Source organism: Microbacterium sp. MYb66 (assembly GCF_002979435.1).
GTDB lineage: Bacteria > Actinomycetota > Actinomycetes > Actinomycetales > Microbacteriaceae > Microbacterium.
Map to the genome: position 1 here is coordinate 58,744 of NZ_PCOV01000003.1, position 25,088 is coordinate 83,831.

Annotated in this window: 20 protein-coding genes; 6 read left to right on the forward strand and 14 right to left on the reverse strand. The window is 67.2% G+C overall.

Going from position 1 to position 25,088, the window contains the following annotated elements; genetic code table 11:
• Positions 1 to 46: 46 nt before the first annotated feature.
• From CQ045_RS07590 to CQ045_RS07610, 5 genes are all read right to left on the reverse strand, one after another.
• Positions 47 to 1,561 (reverse strand): beta-L-arabinofuranosidase domain-containing protein, encoded by a 1,515-nt coding sequence (locus CQ045_RS07590; protein WP_105722344.1) that lies wholly within the window; start codon positions 1,559 to 1,561, stop codon positions 47 to 49.
• Complete coding sequence (locus CQ045_RS07595) at positions 1,554 to 4,085, reverse strand: family 78 glycoside hydrolase catalytic domain (protein WP_105722346.1); 2,532 nt, start codon at positions 4,083 to 4,085, stop codon at positions 1,554 to 1,556. The genes CQ045_RS07590 and CQ045_RS07595 overlap by 8 nt, the downstream gene beginning before the upstream one ends.
• A gap of 66 nt (positions 4,086 to 4,151) precedes the next feature.
• Positions 4,152 to 5,420, reverse strand: coding sequence for an ABC transporter substrate-binding protein (locus tag CQ045_RS07600; RefSeq protein WP_105722348.1), 1,269 nt, complete (start codon positions 5,418 to 5,420; stop codon positions 4,152 to 4,154).
• Between the two features lie 42 nt (positions 5,421 to 5,462).
• Positions 5,463 to 6,287 carry a carbohydrate ABC transporter permease gene (locus CQ045_RS07605; RefSeq protein ID WP_219844399.1) on the reverse strand — a complete coding sequence of 275 codons (825 nt, stop codon included), beginning with the start codon at positions 6,285 to 6,287 and terminating at the stop codon, positions 5,463 to 5,465.
• Positions 6,284 to 7,219, reverse strand: coding sequence for a carbohydrate ABC transporter permease (locus CQ045_RS07610; RefSeq protein ID WP_105722350.1), 936 nt, complete (start codon positions 7,217 to 7,219; stop codon positions 6,284 to 6,286). Before CQ045_RS07610 ends, CQ045_RS07605 begins: the two co-directional genes overlap by 4 nt.
• Before the next feature lie 158 nt (positions 7,220 to 7,377).
• Between CQ045_RS07610 and CQ045_RS07615 the strand changes: the two genes are divergently transcribed.
• Entirely contained in the window at positions 7,378 to 8,244 is an 867-nt protein-coding gene (locus CQ045_RS07615; RefSeq protein ID WP_105722352.1) for an AraC family transcriptional regulator, read from the forward strand.
• A gap of 40 nt (positions 8,245 to 8,284) precedes the next feature.
• On the opposite strand, the gene CQ045_RS07620 is transcribed toward CQ045_RS07615, so the two are convergent.
• Positions 8,285 to 9,079 (reverse strand): SDR family NAD(P)-dependent oxidoreductase, encoded by a 795-nt coding sequence (locus tag CQ045_RS07620; RefSeq protein ID WP_105722355.1) that lies wholly within the window; start codon positions 9,077 to 9,079, stop codon positions 8,285 to 8,287.
• 246 nt (positions 9,080 to 9,325) lie between these two features.
• Here CQ045_RS07620 and CQ045_RS07625 point away from each other — a divergent pair, with 246 nt between their 5' ends.
• The 3 genes from CQ045_RS07625 (at position 9,326) to CQ045_RS07635 (ending at position 12,168) form a co-directional block, all read left to right on the forward strand.
• Positions 9,326 to 9,952 (forward strand): RNA polymerase sigma factor, encoded by a 627-nt coding sequence (locus CQ045_RS07625; protein WP_181156486.1) that lies wholly within the window; start codon positions 9,326 to 9,328, stop codon positions 9,950 to 9,952.
• Positions 9,939 to 11,057: a hypothetical protein gene (locus tag CQ045_RS07630; protein ID WP_105722359.1), complete on the forward strand. Its 1,119-nt coding sequence runs from the start codon at positions 9,939 to 9,941 to the stop codon at positions 11,055 to 11,057. The genes CQ045_RS07625 and CQ045_RS07630 overlap by 14 nt, the downstream gene beginning before the upstream one ends.
• A 109-nt stretch (positions 11,058 to 11,166) precedes the next feature.
• Complete coding sequence (locus CQ045_RS07635) at positions 11,167 to 12,168, forward strand: LacI family DNA-binding transcriptional regulator (RefSeq protein WP_181156487.1); 1,002 nt, start codon at positions 11,167 to 11,169, stop codon at positions 12,166 to 12,168.
• Here the strand turns inward: CQ045_RS07635 and CQ045_RS07640 are convergent.
• The 5 genes from CQ045_RS07640 to CQ045_RS07660 form a co-directional block, all read right to left on the reverse strand.
• Positions 12,122 to 14,722: an alpha-L-rhamnosidase gene (locus tag CQ045_RS07640; protein WP_105722363.1), complete on the reverse strand. Its 2,601-nt coding sequence runs from the start codon at positions 14,720 to 14,722 to the stop codon at positions 12,122 to 12,124. The genes CQ045_RS07635 and CQ045_RS07640 overlap by 47 nt on opposite strands.
• Positions 14,719 to 15,849, reverse strand: a complete 1,131-nt coding sequence (locus tag CQ045_RS07645; RefSeq protein WP_181156488.1) for a glycoside hydrolase family 99-like domain-containing protein — start codon at positions 15,847 to 15,849, stop codon at positions 14,719 to 14,721. The genes CQ045_RS07640 and CQ045_RS07645 overlap by 4 nt, the downstream gene beginning before the upstream one ends.
• 14 nt (positions 15,850 to 15,863) lie before the next feature.
• On the reverse strand, positions 15,864 to 16,652 hold the full coding sequence (locus CQ045_RS07650; protein WP_181156489.1) for a carbohydrate ABC transporter permease: 789 nt from the start codon (positions 16,650 to 16,652) through the stop codon (positions 15,864 to 15,866).
• A 1-nt stretch (position 16,653) separates the two neighbouring features.
• Complete coding sequence (locus CQ045_RS07655) at positions 16,654 to 17,562, reverse strand: carbohydrate ABC transporter permease (protein WP_181156490.1); 909 nt, start codon at positions 17,560 to 17,562, stop codon at positions 16,654 to 16,656.
• A gap of 73 nt (positions 17,563 to 17,635) precedes the next feature.
• Entirely contained in the window at positions 17,636 to 18,955 is a 1,320-nt protein-coding gene (locus tag CQ045_RS07660; protein WP_105722371.1) for an ABC transporter substrate-binding protein, read from the reverse strand.
• Positions 18,956 to 19,097: 142 nt separating this feature from the next.
• Here CQ045_RS07660 and CQ045_RS07665 point away from each other — a divergent pair, with 142 nt between their 5' ends.
• Together CQ045_RS07665 and CQ045_RS18805 are read left to right on the forward strand one after the other, a co-directional pair.
• Positions 19,098 to 21,377, forward strand: a complete 2,280-nt coding sequence (locus CQ045_RS07665; RefSeq protein WP_105722373.1) for a right-handed parallel beta-helix repeat-containing protein — start codon at positions 19,098 to 19,100, stop codon at positions 21,375 to 21,377.
• Positions 21,378 to 21,401: 24 nt separating this feature from the next.
• Positions 21,402 to 21,542, forward strand: coding sequence for a hypothetical protein (locus tag CQ045_RS18805; protein WP_181156491.1), 141 nt, complete (start codon positions 21,402 to 21,404; stop codon positions 21,540 to 21,542).
• Positions 21,543 to 21,716: 174 nt separating this feature from the next.
• Here the strand turns inward: CQ045_RS18805 and CQ045_RS19165 are convergent, their stop codons facing one another.
• From CQ045_RS19165 to CQ045_RS07675, 3 genes are read right to left on the reverse strand one after another with little or no spacing between them, the layout of a single operon-like run.
• Complete coding sequence (locus CQ045_RS19165; RefSeq protein WP_146115204.1) at positions 21,717 to 22,220, reverse strand: SLATT domain-containing protein; 504 nt, start codon at positions 22,218 to 22,220, stop codon at positions 21,717 to 21,719.
• A gap of 35 nt (positions 22,221 to 22,255) precedes the next feature.
• Positions 22,256 to 23,989: an ATP-binding protein gene (locus tag CQ045_RS07670; protein ID WP_105722375.1), complete on the reverse strand. Its 1,734-nt coding sequence runs from the start codon at positions 23,987 to 23,989 to the stop codon at positions 22,256 to 22,258.
• Complete coding sequence (locus CQ045_RS07675) at positions 23,986 to 25,041, reverse strand: SIR2 family protein (protein ID WP_105722377.1); 1,056 nt, start codon at positions 25,039 to 25,041, stop codon at positions 23,986 to 23,988. Before CQ045_RS07675 ends, CQ045_RS07670 begins: the two co-directional genes overlap by 4 nt.
• Positions 25,042 to 25,088: the final 47 nt, after the last annotated feature.

Genomic DNA, 25,088 nt, shown 5'->3' on the forward strand with positions numbered 1-25,088 from the left:
CTCCTTTGAGCGTCCGGCATCGGCGCCGGTCCTGTTTCGGCCGTTCTCAATGCCGCCTGTCGGCATCGAAGGTGAGGATCAGGCGTGGACCATCCACACCGGGGAAGGTGCCCGCGTACTCGGTGAGAAGCCGCGCCGGAGCATCCGGATCATGTGAATCCCGCACCCGCAGCACGGGTCCCACCCGCTCGACGTCCGCGCCCGCGTGGTGTTCCCGGCGGGGCGAGAAGGCGAGTTCGATGACCGCGGTCGCTCCGGCGCGGGCGGGGAGGGACACGGTTCGGACCACATCTTCCATCGCGATCCGGATCTCGAGATCCTCGGTCGCCTGCGGTGCTTCCATGACCGTGAAGCGGACCGTCGCCTGCGGGGGACAGTTCGTCTCCTGGCGGATGCGCCACTCACCCGTCCCACGGGGGACCACGTGCGTCCCGGGGTACAGATCGGTCACCTCCAGCACACCCTCGCGCAGCACGGCCGCGGTCTCCCGACTCTCGAGGAGCCCGATCGCGCCGCGGATGGTGCAGCACCAGTGCGCGTCGGGCTCGATCGCCGCGAGGATCGGATCGCTCGGGGTGGCGATGGTGTCGAGCCCGAAGCTGCCGTCGAGGCGCTCGGCGAAGGCCAGCCCGTTGTGCGCGATGCGGGCCGCGTCCACTCGATACCGTTCATCGCCGGTCAGCTCGTGGAGGGATCCCGCGACGCCGATGGAGTCGACGATCGCGCACGGCTCCGTCCAGCTGTCGGGGCGGCCGAACCAGTTGAAGGTGGCGTGGTTCAGCGTGCGCCCCTCGCGCGCATACGTCTCGTAGAGCGCGGCCGCGACGTCTGCCGCCTGTGCGTCGCCGGTCGCGACCGCCCAGTCGGCGAGGTTGCGCGCGGCAGCGAGCACGGCGTGCAGCTGGGCCCGGTGAGTGACGACATCCAGGGTGCTCACGGTCTTCGTCAGCTCGACGATGAGATCGGCGAGATCGACGCGGCCGCTGAGAAGCGCGGCCGGCACGAGAGCGTTCAACGACAGGAGCACGCACCACACGTCGCTGGAGACCGCCCAGCCCTCGATCACCTCCGTGGCCGTTCCCGAAGGCTCGCCGCCGTAGGTGGGGATCGTGCGCTCCCACGGGTAGGCGCGCAGGCGGAGAGCGGGAGCGATGAGCGCGTCGATCACTCGGAACGCGGCGAGCCGGGAGCGGTCGTCGCCGGTGACGTGGAAGAACTGCAGCAACCCCGCGGCGACCCACCCGTGACAGGCGATCTGCTGCTCGTCGATGATCTCTCCGAACTCCGGGCCGAGATACCCGCGCGGTGCCAGCGCCTCGAGCATCGCCTCGTTCAACTGCGTCGCACGCTCGAGCGTCGGCATCCCGGCGCGCGCATACCGGGCCAGGGAGAGCAGCAGGCGTCCGGCGAGGTCTCCCGGCCAGTCGCTCGCGAGGGTGCTCCGCATGACATCGGTCACCTCGTAGTCCTCGCGCAGCAGCCTCCGCACCGAAGCGCCCAGCGCCCGATCCTCGTCGGGTGCGGAGAGGAAGCGCAGTGCGCCGCGACGGACGTCAACCATGAGCACCCACCTCGGCGGCGACCTCGACGTCGGCGGCGGTGTAGACGTGAACGCCGGGACCGACGTCGTGCGGCGCGACGCCCGGGATCACGACCCTCGCCTGACCGTCCGCGGGGACCTCGATCTCCACGCGCACACGGCGCTCTTCCCGACGCCATGCCACCCGGTAGGTGCCGCGCGGGGAGTGGTACACCGAGGCGGCGCTGGGCACCGAGGACAGGAAGGTCGGGGCGATCACCGCCGACCGCCACGCGATGGAACCGGGGCTCTGACGCAGACCCGCGACGTCGCTCTGCAGCCACCGGTCGATCATCCCGAGCATGAAATGGTTGTTGGACCCCTCTCCCACGGCGAGCCTCTCGGCCGACCAGGTCTCTGCGAGGGCGGTCACCCCGCGCGCGAGCTGCATGCCGTAGCCCGGGACGTCGGTGCGGCTGATCGTGCGATGGACGAGCTCGGCATGACCGCGACGGTGCAGCATCTCGACGAGCAGGGCGAAGGTGACCTCGCCGACCGTGAATGCGCCGCCGTCCGCCTCGAGGCGCGCGAGCAGAGATGCGAAGAACGCATCCGCCGCCGCGGATTCGCCGCGCCTCTCGGCGACGTCGGCGAGGATCACGAGCTCGGTCTGGCTGGCGTCGGGACCGGGGGTCTCGTACCGGCGGAGTGCACGGAGGACGACTCCGGCCTGCGCCCGCAGCTCCGAGGCCCACGCAGGCTTCCCGACGATCCCCGCGATGACCTCGGCGGATTCGAGCACGCGGAGGTAGCCGTGCGAGGCGACGAGCTCACGGGGCGCCGACGCGTCGATCGCGATCCAGTCCCCCAGTCCGAAGTCGATCAGCCCGGCCACCTGGCGGCTCCCGAGATAGGCGACATACGACTGCATGGCCTCGAGGTTGTCTTCGAGCACACGTCGGTCGCCGTACTCGCGAAAGTGAGCGAGCGGGAGGTGCACGATGACCCCGCCCCAGTTGACGTCGAACCGGAAGGCGTCGTCGTCGCCGAGGTACGGGTGCCCGCTGAAGTCGACGAACTCGGGAACGGTGTTGGGGATGGCCCCGGACGGCAGCTGAGCGGTGTTCGCGTGGTGCAGCATGTCGCGCAGGTGCGCTTCGACGTCGTAGCCGCGGGCGATCGCGTCGAAGCAGAAATGCAGCTGCTCCAGCCAGCCGAGCTTCTCGCGATGCGGGCAGTCGGTGAAGACGCTGTGCATGTTGCCCTGCACTGCGCGGTCGATGACCTCGTGCAGCCTCTGCAGGAAAGGGTCCCCGCTCGTGAAAGCACCGGCGCGTGCGTTGGCGGCGCGGATGACCCGGGCCTCGACCTCCATGCCTTCGCTCCGCCCGCGGAGTTCGACGTATCGGAACCCGTGATAGCCGAATCGCGGCGACCACGACCCGCCGTGTCCGGCCGGGATCCGCACGCTGTCGAAGATCGGCGTACCCGTGCTGTCCTGGTCGACTCCGTCCGCGCCGATCAGCTCGGCGGGGTGCATCTCCACGACGCGGTCCTGCGCGCCGGGCTGCCACCGGATCTCGGGCACGCCCGCGACATTCACCCCGAAGTCGACGACGCGTCCGCGCACACCGTCCCACGAGGACATCTCCTGTCGCGTCTCCACCACCGCCAGTGGCGGATGCTCCGGCCACCAGATCCGTGTGGAGGCGCCGTCGGCGGCGACCGCGGCGGCGACATCACCCGGGCCCTGCTGCCACGGCTCCGGGACGGCGGCATCGAAATCCTCACCGCCGTACCAGTGTGCGGCGATCGTCGCGCCCCGACCGGTGCGCGTCCGCCCGGGCGCGGTCGTCGTGACGCGGGTGCTCGCGCCGAACTGCTCGACCATCGCGAGCAGTCGAGGAGCTTGATGCTGCGCCGCGAACTTTCGGTAGCGCCCCGGGTCGTCGGAGATCCAGTAGGGCCCGGACGCCATCTCGATCGTCACGGTGTGCGGGCCCGGAGCGAGCGGACCGAGGTCATGCGTCGCCGCCGAGGTCTCGGTGCTCAGGTCGCTGTAGCCGGGGCCGAGCAGGCCATCGCCCAGAAGGCGTCCGTCGACGCGCACCTCGACCACGCCGGGAGCCGCGAGGTGAAGGAGTGCACGGGTGTCGGAGGGGTGCGCGTCGACGGCGAGAGCGAACCACACCGTGCGGTCATCACCGTCGGCGCGAGCATCCGCCACGTCGGGATGAGCGATCCACTGGGCACCCGAGGATTCGAGATCCGGTGCCGTCGTGAAGCCGCGCTCGTCGCCCCAGTCCACCCCGCCCGCTCGCTCCACGCCGACCCGCCAGCGCACGAGCCGCGCCGCCGGCCGGGGCACGACGATCGATCGCGCATCGGCGGTCAGCACATGGCGGTTCGCGGCGGGCGCCGAGTCGGGACTCTCGAGCTCGACGATGATCTGGTCGTCGGGTCGCAGTGATCCGTCGGCGATCCAGCTCAACCGCACCGACGACGAGTCGACCCCGAGTGGAGACTCGAGCCCGTTGGCGCGCAGGCGGGAAAAGGTGTTCGGCATCAGCTCGTTCTCCGTGAGGAAGGGGACGTGAGGTGGCGGGCCAGGCACGGCCCGCCACCTCACGGGCTAGTTGTCGGCGAGGTCTTTGGCGAAGGCCGCGTCGAGCCGTTCGGCCGCCGCCTCGGGCGAATCCGAACCGAGGATCACCGTCTGACTCACCTCGTTCAGCTCGAGCTGCGTCGCCGTTCCCGGCCACCCCTGGTCGGGCCACGATGCCGTCTTGCCGGACACGACGTATTCGAGCACGGTCGCCTGGTTCGGGCTGTCCGGCGTGAACGAGTCGTTCGGGAGCGAGGGCGCGCCCTTCGACGCGGTCGCGTAGGCGTTCTGAGCGTCCGCGGTGGCGAGGAAGTCGAGGAACACCTTCGCGGCATCCTGGTTGTCGGACTTGGCGTTGATACCGAAGCCCGACGAGTCGGCCGCGGCGAGGTAGTTGTCACCGGAGTCGTCGACGGGGAAGGGCGCGATCGAGAAGGTCGTGCCCTCGGGCGCCACCTCTTCCAGCGACGTCGTGTCGGAGAAGGCGAACGTGGCGAGCGCCTGACCGGTGGCGACCTGCTCGAAGGAGACGTTCCATTCCGTGCCGGTCGGTCCCTCGTTGAAGCAGCCGGCGGCGAGCATCTCCTGCTGCATGGCGAAGGCGTCGACCCACTCGGAGTCGGCGAAGGACTGGTCACCCGCCATCTGCTCGACGGTGAAGTCGGGGTTCGGCCCATACACGAGGGGCGCCAGCATGGCGTAGCTCGGGATGGAGCTGCCGCCCTTGAGGAACATCGTGTACGCCACCTTGCCGTTGTCCTTCGCGGCCGCGCACAGTTCGAGCACCTCGGAGTAGGTCTCGGGGATCTCGAGACCGAGCTCCTCCATCGTCTGGTCGTTGTACACGGGGCCGAGGCCGAGCGCGCCGATGGGCACCGACAGCAGCTTGTCGTCGTTGCTGAAGAGGTTGTTCTGCGTCGGAGACAGCTCGCCGGCCCACTCGGAACCGCTGAGGTCCACGAGCTGCTTGGCGTCATCGAGTGGAACGACACTCACGACGTTGCCGGCTCCGGGGAAGGTGCGGATGACGTCGGCCGCGGTACCGGCGGCGAGGGCCGTGCGGATGAAGGTGGGGTAGTCGCTCCCGCCGTCCTGGATCTCGACGGTGACGTCGGGATGTGCCTTCTCGAACTCGTCGACGACCGCCTGCAGCGGAGCGACGTTGTCGGTGGCGATGGTGAGTGTCTTCTCCTCGCCGGTCGACCCCGTGTTCGCGGGTTCGTCGGACGTCGAGCAGGCGGTGAGGGCCAGGACGGCGACGATGCCGACAGCCGCGGGTGCACTGCGTTGTAACATGCGGGTTTTCCTCTCGATGGGGCAGGGGGGGTGGCTGAAGGATCAGCCCTTCAGACCGCCGGCGAAGCCCTGGATGATGTACTTCTGCAGAAGGAAGTACGCGATCAGGATCGGGGCGGCTGAGATCAGGAGGGCGGCGAATACCGCCGGCCAGTCGGCGTAGTAGGTGCGCACGAATCCGCTGATGCGGACGGGCAGTGTCTCGTTGCCGGTCCCGGAGAGGAACAGCAGCGGGATGAAGAAGCTGTTCCAGATCGAGATCACATTGAGGATGGCGACGGTGCCGATCGCGGGGCGCAGCAGCGGAACCACGATGTGCCAGAAGGTCCGGATCGGCCCGCATCCGTCGAGAGACGCGGCCTCTTCGAAGTCTCGTGGACTCTCGCGCAGGAACATCGTGATGATGAAGACGGCGAATGGGATCGAGCTGCCGGCCCCGGCGAGGATCACCGAGAGCAGGCTTCCGTTGAGACCGAGGTCGCGCATGCTCAGGAACAGCGGAAGCACTCCCAGCTGCGCGGGCACGACCAGTCCGATCATGAAGAGGTAGAACATGCCCCGGGACCAGCGCGAACCGAGTCGCGCCAGCGGATAGGCGGCGAGCGAGGCGGCCACGAGCACCAGCAGGATGCTGGCGACGGCCACGACCGCGCTGTTCATGAGCGCGGCACCCAGATGCCCGTCCTCCCACGCGCGACCGAAGTTCTCGACGCTGTACTGACCCGAGATGACGAACGCCCCTGTCGGGTTGTGCGGCGCCTTGAGCGAGAGGTTGACGAGGGCGAAGAGGGGGAGCAGGAAGATCGCCGCCAGCGCCCAGAGGGCGATCTCGAGGGTGAGGGTGCGACCCGTGTATCTGTTGATCATCGGTCGACCTGCTTCGAGGTGAGGCGGTACTGCACGGTGGCGAGCACCGCGACGACGATCGCCATCACCGTGGCGAGGGCGGTGGCGTAGGGCACGTCGCCTCCTTGGAATCCGACTTTGTACACGACCGTCGAGATGGTCTCCGTGGCCCGTGCGGGTCCGCCGCCCGTCATCGCGTAGACCTGGTCGAACTGGGCCAGGCCGTTGATGAGGGTCAGGAGCAGGTTGATGACGACCGCGCCGTTGATGAGCGGGAGCACCACGGAGAAGAATCGGCGCACGGGTCCGGCACCGTCGATCACCGCGGCCTCGATCACCTCGGAAGGCAGCGCCTTGAGCCCGGCGAGGTAGATCACCATCGAGAAGCCCGTGAACTGCCAGAGGTACGCGACGCAGACGGCGCCGAGGGCGAACTGCGGGTCGCCGAGCCAGTTCTGCTGCAGCGAGTCGAGCCCGAGGGCTCCGAGCACAGCGTTGACGCCGCCCGTCGGCGCGAGGAGGTAGCTCCAGATGTAGCCGCAGACCAGCGGGGTCAGCACGACGGGGGCGAAGAAGATCGTGCGCAGCAGCCCGCCGCTCTTGACGACGGTGTTGAGTGCCAGCGCGAGCAGCAGGCCGAGTCCGTTCTGCAGGATCATCGTGACCGCCGCGAACACGAACGTGTTCACCAGGGCTGCTGTCGCGAGGGGATCCGTGAACACCTCGACGAAGTTTCCGAAACCGATGAAGTCGAAGTCGGCGCTGATCCCGTCCCAGTCGGAGAACGCGAAGAGGGTGCCGCGCGCCGAGGGCACGAGCGTGACGAACGCGTAGAGAACGAGCGCCGGAACGATGAACCAGAGGGGGACGTGCGCACCCCGCCACCGCCGCCGACGAGCGGGTGCGAAGGCACTCCCCGCCGGTGGTGCGGTCTTCTGTTCGGCATTGAACATGCGTGTACGGCTCCCTGACTCTCTCGCGTCGTCGCTCAGCGGTGATATCGACAATCCTGTCCGGCGCCGAGGGGTCGTGCCAGGACGATGCTGTTCATCACTAGCACGATCCTCGCAGGTGTCTTCCGCGACGCCGTCCGCTGTGCCAGGGTGAGCGGGTGGTTGTCCGCTACCCCTCCATCCAGCGCTACGAGGTCTTCCGGGCCGGTGCCCTTCCGATCGCCTCGAACGACGTGCCCGCGCTTGGCGGGATCCCCGAGCACACGCACGACTACCTGGAGATCGCGGTGGTGTCGCGGGGAACAGGCGTGCATGTGACGCGCGAGGGTCGGCTCCCGATCCGCCGCGGCTCGGTGATCATCATCCGTCCTGGATCGTGGCATGCCTATCGAGACACCGATGACCTCTGGACCTTCAACCTCTATCTGGCTCCGGAGCTCCTGCTTCGCGAGCTCTCCTGGATCGTCGAGTATCCCGATCTCGCGCGCGCTCTGCTCGGCGGCGAACCCAATCTCGGCGAGTTCGACGAGGAGTCGTGCGCGCGGGTTCTGGGCTGGCTCGAGCAGATCATGCAGCACTCGCGCACGCCGCACGCCCCGACGCTGATCGGATTGGCGACGTGCGTGCTCGACTCGTTCAGCGCTCTCGCCCTCTCGCCGCAGCCGGCGACGGATAGCACGATCGCGCGCGCCGTCATCACGATGATGAATCTCATGCAGGACGACCTCAGCGCCCGCTGGACGATCGCCGACCTGAGCAGGGCCGCGAACTTCTCCCCCGCGGTGGTGCATCGAGTGTTCAAGACGCATGTGGGCATCTCGCCCATGGCGTGGCTCACCCGTGCCCGAGGTGAGGCCGCGGCGACACAGCTCGCCCTCACGGACAAGAACGTCTCGGAGGTCGGCCAAGCCGTCGGGTGGGACGACGCGAACTACGCGAGCCGGCGGTTCCGCTCGCTGTACGGCCTCACCCCCAGCGAGTATCGGAGCCGTTTCCAACGGGAGGATGCCTCGATACTCCGCTGACTCGAGCCCGAGTCGACCTCGCCCCGATCGAGCAACGCGGTCACTCCCCGCGGAACCGCGCCTCCAGCGCCGGGTCGACCGTGACGTCGCCGAAGGATGCCGTCCACGCCCCGTCGACCGCGATGGATTCGCCGCTGAGGTACGGCGCCTCGGACGAGAGGAGGAAGGCGGTCACCGCAGCGATCTCCTCCGCACGAGCGATGCGGCCCATGGGCGGCCCCTCGGCGAGCCCGCGCTCCTCGGCAGCCGGATCGGGGGCGGCGGCGATCTTCGCCTCGAGGTGCGGGGTGCGCACTCCGCCCGGTGCCACCGTGTTGGCTCGGATGCCGAGTCGGCCGTAGCTCACCGCCACGCTGCGGGTCAGCGCGTCGATGCCGCCCTTGGTGAACTCGTAAGCCGCGTGGTGAGGGTGGCTGGCGCGACCGTGGATCGAGCCGACGTTGACGATCGCGCCCGGGATGCCCTGGTCGATGAAGGCCGAGACAGCGGTCGAGCATCCCCAGATGTAGCCGAAGCCGTTGATGTCGAGGATCTCGCGCACGACGCTCTCATCGAGCTCGTGCAACGGCGTGTGCTTCGTGATGCCGGCGTTGTTGACCCATCCGGCCAGGGGCGCTCGGGCGATCGCCGCCTCCGCGGCCCGCTGGTGGACGGCGCGGTCGGAGGCATCGCCGAGCACGACCTCGGCCACGACGCCCTCTTCGAGGGTGCCTGAGCCGGGGGAACGCTCCAGGCCCACGACGATCCAGCCGTCGGCGGTCAGTCGCTCGGCGATGGCGCGCCCGATGCCCTTCCCGCTGCCGGTCACCACGACACTGCGTGCGGATTCGGTCATGATCTGTCCCTTTCGACGGTGAAGACGGTCGGATCGGTGCGGGCGGCGGTGGTCATGCGCCTCGCGAACGGCCATTTGCTATAGCAAGAACGAGCATAGTCGGTGAATCCGTCTCCCCCGGGTCGCATCCGCCGCGACGGCGGTAACATCCGGGAATGATCGCAGGAGTCGCCGCGCGGTTCGGGCTGTGTCGTCGCGGATCTCATGCCGATGGAACCGGATCGCGCCGAGCGACGGATACCTAGTGTGAGCAACGACAACGACATCATCCGCGAATCGATCGAGGCCGCGGAGAGATTCTCCGAGATCTTCGAACGACATATCGGCGCGGTCTCCGCGTATGTCGCCCGCCGCGTCGGGCCGGAGGCGAGCGACGACATCGTGAGCGAGACCTTCCTGATCGCGTTCCGCAAGCGCCGGCGCTTCGACCTCACCCGGCCGTCTGCACTGCCGTGGCTGATGGGCATCGCCACGAACGTGCTCGGTCAGCACCGCAGAGCCCAGGCACAGCACTGGCGTGTCCTTCAGGCGTCCTTCGCCCAGAGCGACCGGATCGCCACGGACGACCTCGACCGATCGTCCGCACAGCTCGATGCGGCGGGTGAGATCGAACGCCTCTACCCGCGGATCGCCGCCCTGTCCGCCCGCGATCGCGAGGTCCTCTTCCTCCACGCCTGGGGAGACCTCACCTACGAGCAGATCGCGGCCGCGCTGCGGATCCCGGTCGGCACGGTCCGATCGAGGCTGAGCCGCATCCGAGCGAAACTCGCGGCACCACCGCCGTCTCCCCCGCCGGGCACCCGACCCCAGCCCCGCCCCGCGACCGCACGCATCCGACTTGCTGAGAAAGAGATCATCCATGGACGTCCTTGACACGGTGCGCGAGATGAAGCCCACCTACCCCACGTCGTCGCAGGTTCCCCGTCGTGCCCTCCACCAGGCGATCGGCCGCTCGAGACGCCGCCGCCCCGTCGGCCGGATCGTCGCGGCATCTCTGGCCGGCACGGCCGTCGCCGCCGTCGCGATCACCGCCACCGCGCTCATCCCGCCGGGGATCGTCGGTGAGCCGCAGGCCGCCTCCGCGTCGACGTACCTGAACGAGACCGCTGCCTCCATCCGCGCTGCGGTCGCCGAGCCGATGGAGGTGACCATCACGACCCGGCACCTGGGCATGATCGGCGGTCCGAACGAGAAGTTCCCGCCCTTCGGCAACCTCCGAACGGATGCGACTGCCGCCGTCGTCACCGAATCGGGAGCGACGTACCGCAGCGCACCGGACGGAACCTACTCCCTGACCTCTCGCACGGACTTCCACGCCGCGGATCTCTACGGCGACGAGACAGCGGTCGAGAAGGCATGGACGGACTACTACGGCTCGTCGTACCCGATCGGCGCCCCGCCCGTGACGTCGACCGACGTCGACCCGGGAGACCCCGACGGCTGGCTTCCCGTCCCCACCGCCGACTTCCCCACCGATCCGGCCACGTTCCTCGCCGCCTGGAAGACCGGCATGGAGGCGCAGCTGATCGCGGAGAAGGCGGAGGCGGCGAAGCTCGTCCCCACCGGCGACCCCGAGACGAGCGGCGTCTACGACGGCATCGAGGAGCGCCTCGCGGTTCCCGCCGCCGAGCACATGCTGGACGAGCTCGGGCATTCGGTGCCCATCCTGATCGCTTCCCCGGAGTATCGCGCGACGTTCCTCGAGGCGCTCGCGCTGGCCGACGGGATCACGGTCGAAGAGGATGCCACGGCGAACAAGGTTCTCGTCTACGAGAACGACGACGCCCGGTTCCGCCTCACGGTCAATCCCGAGGCCGGTTCCATCGTCGCGATCGAGAAGTTCCTGCTTCGCGTCCTCCCGGAGCCGTGGGACAACCACACGAAAGACGACCCGCTCGTCGAGGTCGGCTCGGCGCCCTTCCTGCCGGCGGAGGTCCCGGACTACGCGGCCTCCTTCACGTCGGTGCCCTTGGGCTGACGTTCGAACGGTCGCACCCGAGTGCCCTCCTCACCCTGCGACGTCGGGTGAGGAGGGCACGTTGCCGTTCGCGGCGAAACGTTTAGACTCATCGTGAGGTGATGTGGTGGTGGGCATTCGCGAGGTGGCGGAGCATGCGGGAGTTTCCACGGCGACCGTGTCCTTCTATCTGAACAAGCCGGACAAGGTACGCCCCGAGACGGCAGAACGCGTGAGAGTCGCGATCGAGACACTGGGATACGTGCGCAACGACGCCGCCCGCCAGCTCAAGGCCGGCAAGAGCCGAATGCTCGCTCTCATCGGCTTCGACGTGACCGACCCGTTCTTCGCCGCAGTCGCCCGCGGAATCAGGGCCGCTGCGACCGAGCACGACCTGTACGTGGTCCTCGCCGACAGCGACAGCCAGGTGGACCTGGAGACGGAGTACCTCCACCTGTTCGAGGAACAGCGGGTGCGCGGCCTCCTCCTCGCTCCCGTCGCAGACCCTTCCCCGTACCTGGTCGAGGGGAAGGCTCGCGTCCCCATCGTGCTGCTGGACTACAGCGCAGACGAAGGCACGCTCCCGGCCGTGGCCATCGACGGGCGCGCGGGAGGGAAGATGGCCGCAGAGCACCTCCTGCAGTGCGGACGCCGCCGGCTCGCGTTCGTCGGCGGCCCGAGCGAGATCCACCAGGTCGCGGAGCGCCTCGAAGGCTTCCGCGGTGCTGCGGCCGGCGTCGCGAATGCGACCGTCGAGCTGATCGAGACCACCGAGCGCAACGCCCGTCAGGGGCGGGAGATCGGCCGCCGGCTCGCCGACCGACCGGAGTCCGAGCGCCCGGACGGGATCTTCGCGGTGAACGACCTCGTCGCCGTCGGTCTCCTCCAGGCACTGGTCGTCGAGCGCGGACTGGCGGTGCCCGACGCCATCTCGGTCGTCGGGTACAACGACGCCCTCGCCGACGAATACTCACCCCTCGAGCTCACCACGCTCCACCCGCCGCAGGCGGAACTCGGGGCGACGGCCGTGGAGCTGCTGCTCGAGGCGGAGGCATCACCGGCTCCCCCGCCTCGCACGGTCGTGTTCATGCCCGAACTGATCGTCCGAGAGTCATCGGTGCCGCGTAGCTGAGGGGCGCGTCGGTCGTGAAGCGATGGTGCCCCGCGGGCACCTCATGCGGAACGATGCCCTCGATGTCGATCCAGCCGGTGGCCCCGGTCGGGACCACGAGCTGCACGTCGAGGCACCCGTCGCCGATCCGCCATTCGATCGAGGCGGGCCCGAACGGCGTCTCATGGTGCGTCCGAGCGCTCGCGATGCCGCCGCCCGGGCGCGGAGCGAAACGGATCCGACGGTAGCCGGCGGCTTCCGGCTCGAGGCCGCCGACCCTGCGATGCAGCCAGTCCGCGATCGCGCCGAGGGCGTAGTGGTTGAAGCTCGTCATCGACCCGGGGTTGATCGAACCGTCGGGGAGCATCGAGTCCCACCGTTCCCACACCGTGGTGGCACCCATCGTCACGGCATACAGCCATGAGGGGCACTCCGTCTGCAGAAGCAGGGCGTAGGCATCCTCGAGGTGTCCGTTGTCGGCGAGCGCGTCCAGCACGAGGGGCGTCCCGACGAAGCCGGTCCCGATCCGGAAGTGGTTCCCGCGCACGAGCTGCGCGAGCCGCTCGGCCACGCGCGGCCGGTGCTCCGGGGCGCCGAGATTCCACTGCAGCACCATGGCGCAGGCCGTTTGGGTGTCATCGCGGGGAAGCCCGTCGTCTTCCAGGTATCGATCGGCGAATGCCTGGCGCACGTCGTCCGCCAGGCGCTGCATCCGGTCTGCGGACGAGGCCCCGATGACCCGCCCGATCCTCGCCAGACGCTCTGCAGTGTGAGCGAAGCATCCCGTGGCGACGAAGCCGGTGGACGTCACGGCGCGGAACGGATCGTCCGGCGGGGCCAGCGGATCCAGCCAGTCCCCGAACTGGAACCCCTCGTCCCAGATGAGATCGTCACCGGCGAGCTCGCGGACGCGCTCGATCCAGCGCTCCCCGGTCTCGAAGTGGCGCCGCAGGACCTCCGCATCGCCGTAACGCTCGTGCAGGGTGTCCGGCACGAGGACGGCCGCATCGCCCCACGCCGCGACCGGCGGGCTCGTCTCGTAGTCGAGCGGCAGCCAGGGCACGTAGATGGGGACGGTACCATCGGGCGATTGCTCGGCTGCGAGATCGTCGAGCCAGTCCAGAGCGAACCCGGAGATGTCGTAGAGGAACGAGGCGGCGGGGGCGAAGACTTGGAAGTCCGCCGTCCAGCCCAGTCGCTCGTCCCGTTGCGGGCAGTCCGTGGGCAACGAGACCATGTTGCCGAGCAGGCCCCATCGAACGTTCTCGTGGAAGCGATTCAGGAGCGGGTTGTCCGTCTCGAACGAGCCGGTCGGTCGCATCTGCGTCGTGTAGGCGATCGCACACACATCGAGTTCCGCCGGCGACCCGCCCCACCCGGTCACGGTGGCATAGCGGAAGCCGTGCATCGTGAACCGCGGCTCCCACCTCTCATCGCCTCCGCCCTGCACGTAGCGGTCGGTCGCCGCCGCCGAACGCAGCGGACGCAGAGCGAGGTCGCCGTGCTCGAGCACCTCGGCGTGGCGTAGCGCGAGTTCCTCTCCTCGACGCGTGTGCGTCATCGACAGACGAAGGCGCCCCGAGATGTTCTGCCCGAAGTCGTACAGGATGCTGCCGTCTGCCTGCATCGTCGTCGTCCGGGGCGCGAACTCCGCATGGCGACGCACAGGAGCGCTGCGCGGCGCGAACAGGGTCGCCGGATCCCGGTCGCCCACGACGGCCGGCACCCACTCTCCGCCGCGCCAGTCGTCGCCGATGCGGGCGTCGTAGGTCTCGCCGTCGTAGAGACTGCTGCTCAGGATCGGTCCGGTGGCGGCCTCCCATCCCGGCTCCCCCGTCGCGATCACGATCGTTCGGTCGTCGTAGCGGACTTCGAGCTGGGCGATGAGGGCGAGATCGTCCCCGTAGTAGTCGCGAAGGTTCTCCACATAGCCGAGACGGCCTCGATACCACCCATCGGCGAGGTGCGCGCCGAAGACGTTCTCGCCTCCGACCAGCAGGTCGGTCACGTCATAGGTGCGGTACGCGAGGCGGTGACGATAACTCGTCCAGCCCGGCACGAGGGTGTCGTCTCCGACCCGTTCCTCATTGAGGAAACCGTCGACGACGCCGTGCGCGCTGATGTACAGCCGGGCGGAGCGGAACCCGCCGTCCAGGTCGAAGCGCCGACGCATCCGACTCGGTCGCCGCTCGGTTCCCGGCGTCTCGGGCCACGGTGCCGAGACCGGGCGTGCCTGCCAATCGGCCGGGTCGAGCAGACCTGCCTCCACGAAGAGCGGCGCGCTCCACGGCGTCCGATCAGTACCGGCGTCGTTCACCGCGCGGATGCGCACCGCCACGCGCTCGCGCGATGCCAGCGGCGAAAAGGGCCAGGGGGCCAGGACTCCATCCGGCGCATCGAGTGGCGCGACCGTGACCGCACCGGTCGCATCTTCGAGCCGCGCCTCCGCGCACCCGGGCTTCCAACCGGATGGTGCATCGAGCGTCCAGGCGAGGCGGGGCTTCGAGGTGCCGATTCCGAGGGTCTCGGCGTGGTGCTCGACAGAGACGGAGGCGACGCGTGCGAGAGAGCTCATCGAGGGAAGACCTCCGTGATCGTCTCCAGGAACCGTGTTCCGAAGTGGGTGTCGGGAAGGAGCGCCGCCCCCTCCGTCCACTCGTTCCAGGCGTTGATCGTGAGCAGCGGGTTGGTGACGGGGTGGTCGGCGAGGAACTGACGCGCGGCGAGCAGCCCCTGTCGGAAGTCATCCGGCGAGGCGTCGAACACCGTCATCCACGGATAGGTGCCGTCCTCCCATTCGGCGAATTGCACCGTACGCGGCGACGGGTCCCACCCGACGCTGACGTTGGGGTGGAAGGGCACGGGCAGCGCCTCGACGTATCCTTCGTAGGCGTCGAACGCATCGCGCTGCACATCGCCCCACTCTCCGAGCGGCCACGGGTGTCGTTCGATGGCGGTGTGATGGATCCACACGTACGAAGTCGCACTGTCGGCGCCCAGCGCACGCATGAGGGTGGCCGGATCCGCCACCGTCACCGCGGTGGGCAGTACACCGAAGCCCCAGACGACCATGTCGAGGTGCAGTCCGGGGAAGCCGGCGGCGATCGTCTCCCGCCGGAACCAGTCGAGCGCATCGCGCGCGCCTTCGACACCGCCGAGGCCCTCGAGAAGGGTTCCGACCTCGTAGACGGAGAAGAACGGCTTGCCGTCGATGAGCAGGTGGTTCGGATGCGTGAAGTACGTGTCGATCACGTGCCGCGCCATCCGCTCGAATGCCGGCCTGTCGATCGCCCCGGACTTCAACACCGGTGGCTTCCGGTGCGGGTGTCGCGAGGGGAAGATGTCCACGAGCTCGTGGTTCGCCCACATCAGCGCGATACGGAAGTCGTCCGGCATCTCGGCCGTCAGCATCCCCTCGTCGAGAGCGCGGTTCAGGTAGGGCCCATCGTCGTACCAGTAGAAGTCCACGAGGAATCCGTCGATCCCGTGCTGGTGCGCGAGCTCGATCTGACGCGCCATCACCGCCGGATCGGCGTCGTTCTCCTCGCCTGCAGCGGGGACCCGCGGCTGGCGATGGCCGTCGAACCGCGGAGTGGCGCGGCGCAGGAGCTCCCACTCGGTCCAGCCCGCACCGAACCACGCGTCGTTGCGCGCGTCGGTCTGCCAGTCGGGAAAGAAGTAGGCCAGGACTGTGGGCCGCATCGGGGATCCTTCGTTCATTTGATGGCACCTGCGGAGAGACCGCGTTGGAAGGTGCGCTGCAGTGCGATGTAGAGGACGACGACGGGGAGGCTGATGAGCACGTTCGCCGCGAAGATCTTGGGGGTGTCGACCAGACGCTGGCTCTGGAAGTACGTCGGCACCTGGGTGAGGACCTGCATGTCGGTGTTCTGAATGAAGATCAGCGGGAGGAGGTACTCGTTCCAGGCGCTCAGGAAGGTGAAGATCACCACCACAGCGAGGATGGGCCGGCACATCGGCAGCAGCACACGCCAGAAGTACTGCCAGTCGGAGGCGCCGTCGACTTTGGCCGCCTCGTAGACCTCGACGGGCAGTGACCGGATGTAGTTCGATGCGACGAGCACGCCGAACGGCAGGGAGATCGCGGCGAGCGGGATGATCACCGCCCAGTAGGTGTTGAGGAGCCCGAGCGACTGCACGGCGTAGAAGAGGGGCACGACGAGCGCGATGGCCGGAAGCGCGAGTCCGGCGATGAGCAGCAGCTGCGCGATCCCCGCCCCCCGGGGACGGAGCACCGACGTGGCGAACGCGGCCATCGTCGCGGTGAGGGTCACCAGGACGACGGTGGAGACGGAGACGATCACACTGTTGACGAAGAACCGGACGAACGGGGTGCCTTCGAGGACGCGGAGATAGTTGACCGGCCCCTCCCCCTGCATGCTCACGAACAGGATCATTCCCAGAGGCAGCGCCAGCACCCCGACCGCGATGAGGAGGAGGATCTGGCTGACGATCCGCGCGGGAAGCGATTGATGAGAGAACATGTCAGGCGTTCCTTGCCAGTCGGACTTGGAGCGCCGCGAAGACGGCGGCGACGAGGACGACCACGATCGAGATGGCCGAGGCGTACCCCGCATGGAACCTCGCGATCGCCTGCTCGTAGATGTATCCGGTGAGCACCTGGGTCGAGTTGCCCGGCCCGCCGCCGGTCGTGAGGAAGACCAGCTCGAACATCTTCAGGGAGCTGACGAATCCGAGCACGATGAGCACGAGATGGGATCCGGACACCGTCGGAAGCAGGATGCTCTTCGTAAGCCGCCAGGTGCCGGCGCCGTCGAGCCGCGCCGCCTCGATCATCGAGGGATCGACCTGGCCGAGCGCCGCGTCGTAGATCACGAAGCTGTATCCGGTGTACTGCCACACGTTGATGGCGATGAGGGTGAGGAGGGCGATCGACGGATTCGCGAGCCACGCCTGTGTCAGCCACCCGAACCCGAGCGATTCCAACGTCTGATTGAAAGCGCCGTCGGGGGTGAGGAGCAGTCGGAAGGAGACGGCGACGACGGCGGGTGACAGCACCACCGGCACGAAGACGGGAGTGCGCAGCAGACCGCGACCGACCACTCGCGTGCGTACCAGGAGCGCGAGCCCGAAGCCCAGCACCATCTGGATGAAGACCGTGCCGACGGCGAATGTCAGGGTGTTGCGCAGCGCGGTGAGGAACGTCGCATCGGTGGCCAGGTCGATGTAGTTCCCGAAGCCGACGCTCTCGGCGTCGGTGGAGACGCCGTTCCAGTCGAGAGTCGAGTAAGACACGTTCGCCAGGATCGCGGCGTGGATGACGCCTCCGACGAGGATCAGTGCCGGCACCGCCCAGATCCACTTCTGCAGTGACCGGTATGCCCGCACCGGCGCGCGCCCGGTGGCGTGCCTCGCCGGAGTTGCCGTCGTCATGGAGTTCCTCTCGTGGCTGCGAAGTCGCGCGGAGTCCGGGGCGCGCTCGATGACCGAGCCCGCCCCGGACGGATCACTCGCGGTCAAGGCCGGCTGACACCGACTCGACACTCTCGAGCGCGGCCTTCGGAGTGGCGGCGCCCGCCGCGACCTGGGAGAGCGCGTCGACGAGGGCGGCATCCAGGTCGGGGTAGGGGATCTGGCGCAGTCCGACCAGGTCCTCGATGCTCGCCTGCTGGCGCTCGATGTCCTCGACCTGCCGCGGATCAACGACGTCCTCTGTCGATACCGCGACGTCGCGCACAGCCGGGATGTTGCCACCGCTGGCCTGATTCTCCTGCCCGTACCCGGTGGTGAGGAAGTCGAGGAAGGTGAGCGCCGCCTCCTCTGAGGGCGTGTTGGCCGCGACCGCCCAGCCGTTGTCCGGGCCTCCGAAGGGACTCGTCGGCGTCCCGCCCGACTCCGCGGCGGGGAAGGGCGCCGACAGGAAGACGTTGTCGATGGGGGTGCTGACGCCCTTCTGCGCCTCGGCGATGCCGGCAGCGGTCATCGTCTGGGAGGTGTTCCAGGTACCCAGCGCGATGAAGGCGGCGTTCCCCTCCAGGAACGCCGAGAATGCGTCGGGGTACTCGGCCATGGCGGTCGCTCCTTCGGCGACGATCCCGTTCGTGAAGAGCGATCCCCACGCGGTCATCGCGGCGACGAGGTCCGGGTGCGTCCAGGAGGTCTCGCCCTCGATCGCCTCGTAGACGAGCCCGGGAGACACACTGTTGGCCAGGGAGAGGAACACGTCCTCGTTGACCCAGCCGTCCTTCGCACCGTGCGCGAGGCAGGCGTATCCGGCCTCGATGATCGTCGTGCAGTCCGCTTCCCACTGGTCGAGATCGCTGGGCACGTCGAGGTCGAGCTCTTCGAGGATGTCGGCGTTGTAGTAGACGAGGCCGGCGGCGCTCATGTAGTTCGGAAGCGCGACCTGCTCCCCGTCGGCCTGCAGCGCTTCCAGACCGGCAGGGTAGAAGCGATCCTGCCAGTCCGCCCCGTGGACGGACTCCATGTGCTCCGAGGGGTCGACCGCGAGCGGACCGAAGTTGGTGACGAGCGCGCCGGGCTGCATCTGGAAGACATCGGGCCCGTCGCTGCCGGTGAGAGCAGGGCGCAGAGCCGTGACGTAATCGTCGAACGCGTAGTTCTTGTACTCGACGGTGATCCCGGGGTTGGCTGCTTCGAACTCGTCGATCACCTGCTCGTACTGGAAGTTGTTCCACCCCCACCAGGTCAGGGTGACGTCGCCGTCGGCGGATGGTGCGTCAGATGTTCCGACGCAGCCGGCGAGCGCGACGGCGACGACGCCGACCGTGGCGACGGCAGCGACTCGGGTACGGATCGTGAGCATGTGATCGGCTCCTTTGCGTGATCATTCGGGGGGTGGCGGCCGGTGAACCTAAACGTTTAGAATCGGCCGTACTGAGCAGATTACGAGGTGATCGCCTCGCGGTCAACTCGAAGCCGAAACTCAACGACGAGGTGGTACTTCCATGCGAAAACTCTTTGCCCTGACGGCCGCGGCAGCCCTCGCCGCCGCCCTGCTCGGAGTGCCGACCGCGGCATCCGCTGCCGGCACGACGCGATACGTGAATCCGATCGCCGGGTGCAGCAACGCCGGACCGGGAACGACCACGGATGCGCCGTGGTGCGACTTCGTGCCGGTCGCCGCGACGGACTTCGCTGCGGGCGATGAGCTCCTGCTGGCCCGCGGGGCGAACTGGAACCAGCAGCTCGAGATCTCGAGCTCAGGGACGAGCGCCGCACCGATCACGATCGCGGCGTACGGAAGCGGAGCGCGACCGCTCATCTCCCGCAACGGCGCGGACGGCGACCGTGCGGTCTACCTCGAGAACGTGTCGCACGTGACGGTGCGCGACATCGAAGTCGCGCACGCCGCCGTCGGCGTGCAGGCCTACTACGACGAGCTCGACCATGAGGGCCTGACGATCGAGAACGTGTACGCCCACCACATCACCGGCATCGCCCAGGGCAACTCCTCGACGTACGACGGCACATGCTCGTCATCCCCCATCCCCGGCCTCTACACCTCCGCCGGGATCGCGATCACGGGGCCGGCGGTCAACGATGCCACCGGCAAGGCCACGGTCGCACCGTTCCCCTTCACCAGCGCCGACGTCGGCCTGCGTGACCTCCGCATCTCCGGCGTCGAAGTCGCGCACTCGAACATGGGGGTCGAGATCGCGTGGTGCAACGGCATCCGTTCCAGCGACGGCACCGATGGCGCGAACCTCGTACAGGATGCAGTGCTGGAGGACCTCTATCTTCATGACCTCGACGGTGGTGGTGACATCCGCGCCGACTGCCCGAACGGCATCACCCTGATCAATACACGTAACGCTGTGGTGCGCGACTCCATCGTTCAGAACGCCGGCGCCTGCCCCTCGCAGAACGGCACGACGGGTCTCCTGCTCTCCCGCAACGAGGGTCTCGTCATCGTCAACAACCTCATCGTGCAGACACCGGACGTCGGCACGCCGAACGATCAGATGGGCATCGACCTCGAGTACGCGAACCGCGACGTGAAGATCCTCTACAACTACATCGCGGAGAACCACGGGCCCGGCATCGACATCCTCGCCATCCGCAACCCGGCGACATGCCCCGGCAACAGCAACGATCCGTTCGACCACAGCGACGACACCCTGATCGACGGCAACCTCTTCGAGGACAACGGCGAGGGCGCCGTACACCGCGTGTCGAACTGCTTCGTCCCTACCGGCACGGTGACCAACAATCTCTACGACGAGCCGCACGGCCTCGCGGTCTCCGGCGTCGGCGAGGACTTCCGCGGGTTCAGCTTCCTCGACAACCACGATGTCGGCACCTCCATCCGCACTTACCAGGCCGCTCGGGACTTCACGGGAACAGCCGGACAGCACGGATGGAAGCACGAGTCGCGGACCGGCACGTCGTGGACCGCCATGACCTTCGATGCTGCAGCACAGCAGTGGAACGGGACATCCACCGCGTCCGGCCGATTCGCGCGCGTGCCCGCCACCGGCGAATCGGTCGCCCTGGCATGGACCGCACCGGCCTCGGGATACGTGAACATCCGCGGACGCGCATTGAGCACGGGCGCAGGAACACCGACGGTCCGAGTCGAGAAGGACGGCGTCGCGGTCGTGGCCGCGCAAAGCGTTCCCGCCACGAGGGTAGGAGTCGCCACGAACGCCGACGGTCTCGCCGTGACCGCCGGCGACACGATCCGCTTCATCACCCAGGGCTCGACGGGTGCCGAGGTCTCATGGATGCCGTCGATCGCGTACGACGCGGGAGCGCCGATCCTCGATCAGGCCAACACCTTCGGCACCTTCTATCCCTATAGCGATCTGCGGAGCACGCTCGGCAGGATGCAGACGTTCCGCCCGCAGACGGCCGCGACACGCGTCGACTTCTGGGCCTACCGCGCCGGCAGCCCGATCGGAGACCTGGAACTCCGGGTGTATGAGCTGGGCGCCGGCGGTCAGCCCGTGGCGACGGTCGGGCAGAGGACGCTCGCGCCCGGCGACGTGCCGACGGCCTCCGGGCCGGTGTCCGTATCGACGAGCGCTCTCGATCCGACGAAGTCCTATGGTGTCGCCGCGACCTCGCCCCTGACGCCGAACGCCGGTACGAGCAATTCCTACGGGTTCGAATACTTCGATGGCGATCCCTACGCGCGGGGCGCCGCCTGGTTCAGCACTGATGGCGGTACGACGTGGGGAGCGGACGTCCCTTCCCGCGACATCAAGTTCGCTACCTACCGATGAGAGGAGGCCGCCGGACACGGCCGGGTGTCCGGCGGCCCCGATGACATCGAGACCTGGCACTGGGCCATGCAGCTCAATCAGGCGAATGCGGTGGGCTTCACGCTCGACTGGTTCCGCTCGCTCGCCCCGCACAACGCCGGCGCGACCGGGCGATACCGTCGTTGAGGCGCGGTTTGATGCCTGGGCGATGCGGCCGCGGGCCGGTGTCAGTGTAGGTTCCCGGTCGAGATGGCGACGGACGGGAAGGGCTGCGCGGTAATTGTCAACGGTTACGGGGTCAGAATTCCACGAGACGTGGCGTAATCCTACGATGCTTGGTCGATAACCGCAGCCGGGCGCTTACCGGCCTTGGATCCTGGTCCAGGTCTCGAGGTCCTCGCGGAGGATATCACCGAGTGTCTCGAGCGCAGCGTTTGCTTCAGCACGCTCGGTCGCTCGTCTGTACCAAGGACGTGTTTTTCGCGCGGCAAACCCCCTTCGAAGGTCGTTGATCTGTGCGAGCACAGCAGAGCGCTGGATCCATAACTCTCGGTGGTGGAAGTGATCGTTCCAAGCAAGCAGGACTGCAACGGTGGCGGATGTCAGCGTAGTCGCGACCGCAACTCCTCCACTCCACCAGTCGGTGGCGAGCACAGCGCTGATCGAGCCAAGGACGGCAACTACCCCAGTCAGTAGCGAGGCGGCAATTGTCACGCTGGAAGCGCGGCGTTTCACGGTGCGACGCGCCCGCTTAAAGTTTTGCTCGTAGCCGTCGAGGTAGTGCTCCACGATCTGAGACGGACTTAGCCCAGGGGATGGGGGTGGCACGGAGTCGATGCCGCTTGGAGCTGAGTCCTTAGCCATTGCGTACCTAATCTCTTCCTATCGCTCTATTGTTCTTATCGACGTGACTGCGTTCGCATCGCCTCGACCGCCGCGACGAGTGCGTCTTCCTCAACTGGTGCGCTGTTCCATTCAGTCCAGAAGTTCCTAGTGGCGCTGGTGGGCTTGACCTTTGGCGCATCGAGTCGGATGCGCGTCGGGAGGATGATAGCGTCACCGAGCAAAAGCGCCTCCCCAACGTCCAGGAGCGGCAACGCTGCGGTGAGCCCATCCATGCTGTCGGGCATGAGTCGCTTCACGACAGCTTGGTCCTGATCGTTGGTGAGACGGAGAGCGATGAAGTTGTTGCATTGGGAGAGCACGGTGCGACTCACATCCGACGGACGCTGGCTAACGACGAGCAACGAAATACCGTACTTCCGACCTTCCTTGGCGATTCGCTCGAAGGAGTCGAGGGCTCGGAGGTCGGCGGCCCCTGCGTTTCCGGCCGGCAAGTATAAATGGGCCTCGTCACAGACGAGGGTTACCGGCGTCCGCTTGTCTTCGGTGGTCCAGAAGTGAATTTCGTAAAGTACACGCGCCATCACCCCAACGACGATCGGTAAGACATCGCTCGGCACCTCACTGAAGTCGATCACCTTTATCCCGGGAGCCGTACCGAGAAGGCGCTTGGCGAAATCGTGGAGCCAGTCATAGCCGAGATGGTCAGCCGGTGGGTTGAACATGAAGCCGTACCGGCGGTCACTGATCCTTGCGTCCATCCGGCTCACGAGTCGAGTCAGTCTTCCAAAGAATGGCCCTTGCTTCTCGCGTCCGCCAGCGCCCGGCACCATCTCAGTGTCGTCTCCAGATAGGCGTTCAACGAGTCCAGCGAGGTCGTACGGCACCGGACTGTCGACGGTGAATCTCTCGGCGAGCTCGCTCTTCCCATCCGCCACAAGCCGATCGTGCTTGAGCGTCCGTACATGGTGGGTCAACCGAGCAGCCTGGTTGGGCGCGTTCTCCTCAGAGCGATCGAGCAAAAGGGCCTGCATTTCCTCTTGGTTAAGTAGCCACCACGGCAAGTACAGGGCGTGATCATCGCCGGAGGGTTGACCCGGACCCGCAATGTGAAAAGCCCGCGCAATGGGAGTGTCGCCTTCGGTCAGGGGCGTGTACTCGCCGTGCATGTCGAACACGACGAGGTTGGGGTGGGCGAGCGCCTCGGCTCTCTCGAGGATAAGCGCGACCGCCCAGCTCTTGCCCGAGCCGGTACTTCCCAACAAAGCTGCGTGCCGCTGGAAGAGGCGATCACCATCGGCCACGGCCTCTGCTGTGGGATCGGCGACAAACGCGCCCAGGCGGAGCCGCTTCTCCGGTTCGAGCTGACTTGCCAGCAACCCCATGAGTCGTTGAAGGTTGACGCCATCAATCACCCAGCACAGCGACTCGACGAGAGGATAGCTGTCAGCACCACGCTTGAAGGTGTTCTTTCTGATGCCATCAACCGCGCGATACGTGCCGAGTAGGACGACGCGCAGGAGGTCCCGCTGACGTATCTCCACGGGGACGTCGCCATCGGGACCGATCTCGTCTAGCAGGGCTTCTTCCTGAAGATCTCGGGTAACTCGATCGAGCATGCCGACGAGGAACTCGGACGGGTTGGATCCCTGGAAGGCGATGAGGCTACCGACACCGATACGAGTCAATCGCTCGTGGTCAAGCGCCTCTGCCCAAACGCTCGCCGTGTCCACCCTGAAAACACGTCCGAGGGCTGCTTCGCGAGGGAAGTCGAGAGCGGGGTCGGTCATATGCTTAGCACTTCCTTTACCAGGTGTTCCAGATCCCAGAGTGGGACGTCAAGTTCTAGATCATCGCCACCTTGAAGGACCCGGCATCCTGCTCCATCCTCGGTTGCCTCTATGCCGAGCGCGCTCGGGTTCGAACTGAGGTAGCTGAGAGCATTTGAGGTAAGGGACCGGCTGACAACGACGGCGGGCAACTGAGCAAACCTCGAACTCAGATGAGTCTGGAGATGCGAGTCGTTGAACCCGTATCCCACAGTGAGCAGGGAGGCCGCTCCATCGATAGCCAGGTTTGCGCGATTGCGCTGCTGATCGAAGGGGACCTCATAGCCGAGTCTGTATTTGTTACCACCCGGCGCAATGATCTGCCGTGAACCTGGGATGGCCAGATCGCTCCGATAGTACTGTCCGTCGTGAGCAAACCAGTCGAGGCTGCCGTGCGGCTTGGCCAATCGAATATGCGGACGCTGGCGCACGGTGACGCTGCGAGCCCCCCGCCCAGCGGGAGCGGCGCGAGCCTCGTAGAGCTCTTCACGACTGAGTGCCGCATCCATCCGGCCTATGGTGTGCCCGTAGTACATGGAGTCCACCCGCACGCCAGCGCGAGCGGCATGTACCTCAATCAGGCGATCATAGTTGGTAGTGATCACGTCAGCATGCGTCGCCGAGCGCAGGATGTGTTCAAACAGCCGTCCGAATGCAGAGACCTGGTCAGCTTGAAGGATCGCCGCGATCGCCGCTCCTTCAGAGTGCCGAACTTGATCTGTGATGGCCATCGTGAGCACGTCGGCAAGCGACTCCGGCAAGGGCTGCTCGCCGAGCGCCGACTCAAGCCCTTCACCGGCAGCTAGGCCCGTTGCGATTCGTTCCCACTCCCGCCGGGCAGAGACGTCGTCTTCAGAGAGGCGTTCGGGCACAGCAACATTCAGGTGCTCAGCCAACGCGCCCATACTGGGAAGTCCGTATGCACAAGAGGCGCCAGAGCCGACGATGATCACCACGCCTCGTTGGAACAGCCCCTGTACATAGGTGTAGACGCTGTCTTGCGTTATCGCCACGTTCCCCCTTGCGGTGCCGAACTTCTGCCACTCATCATGGCATCATC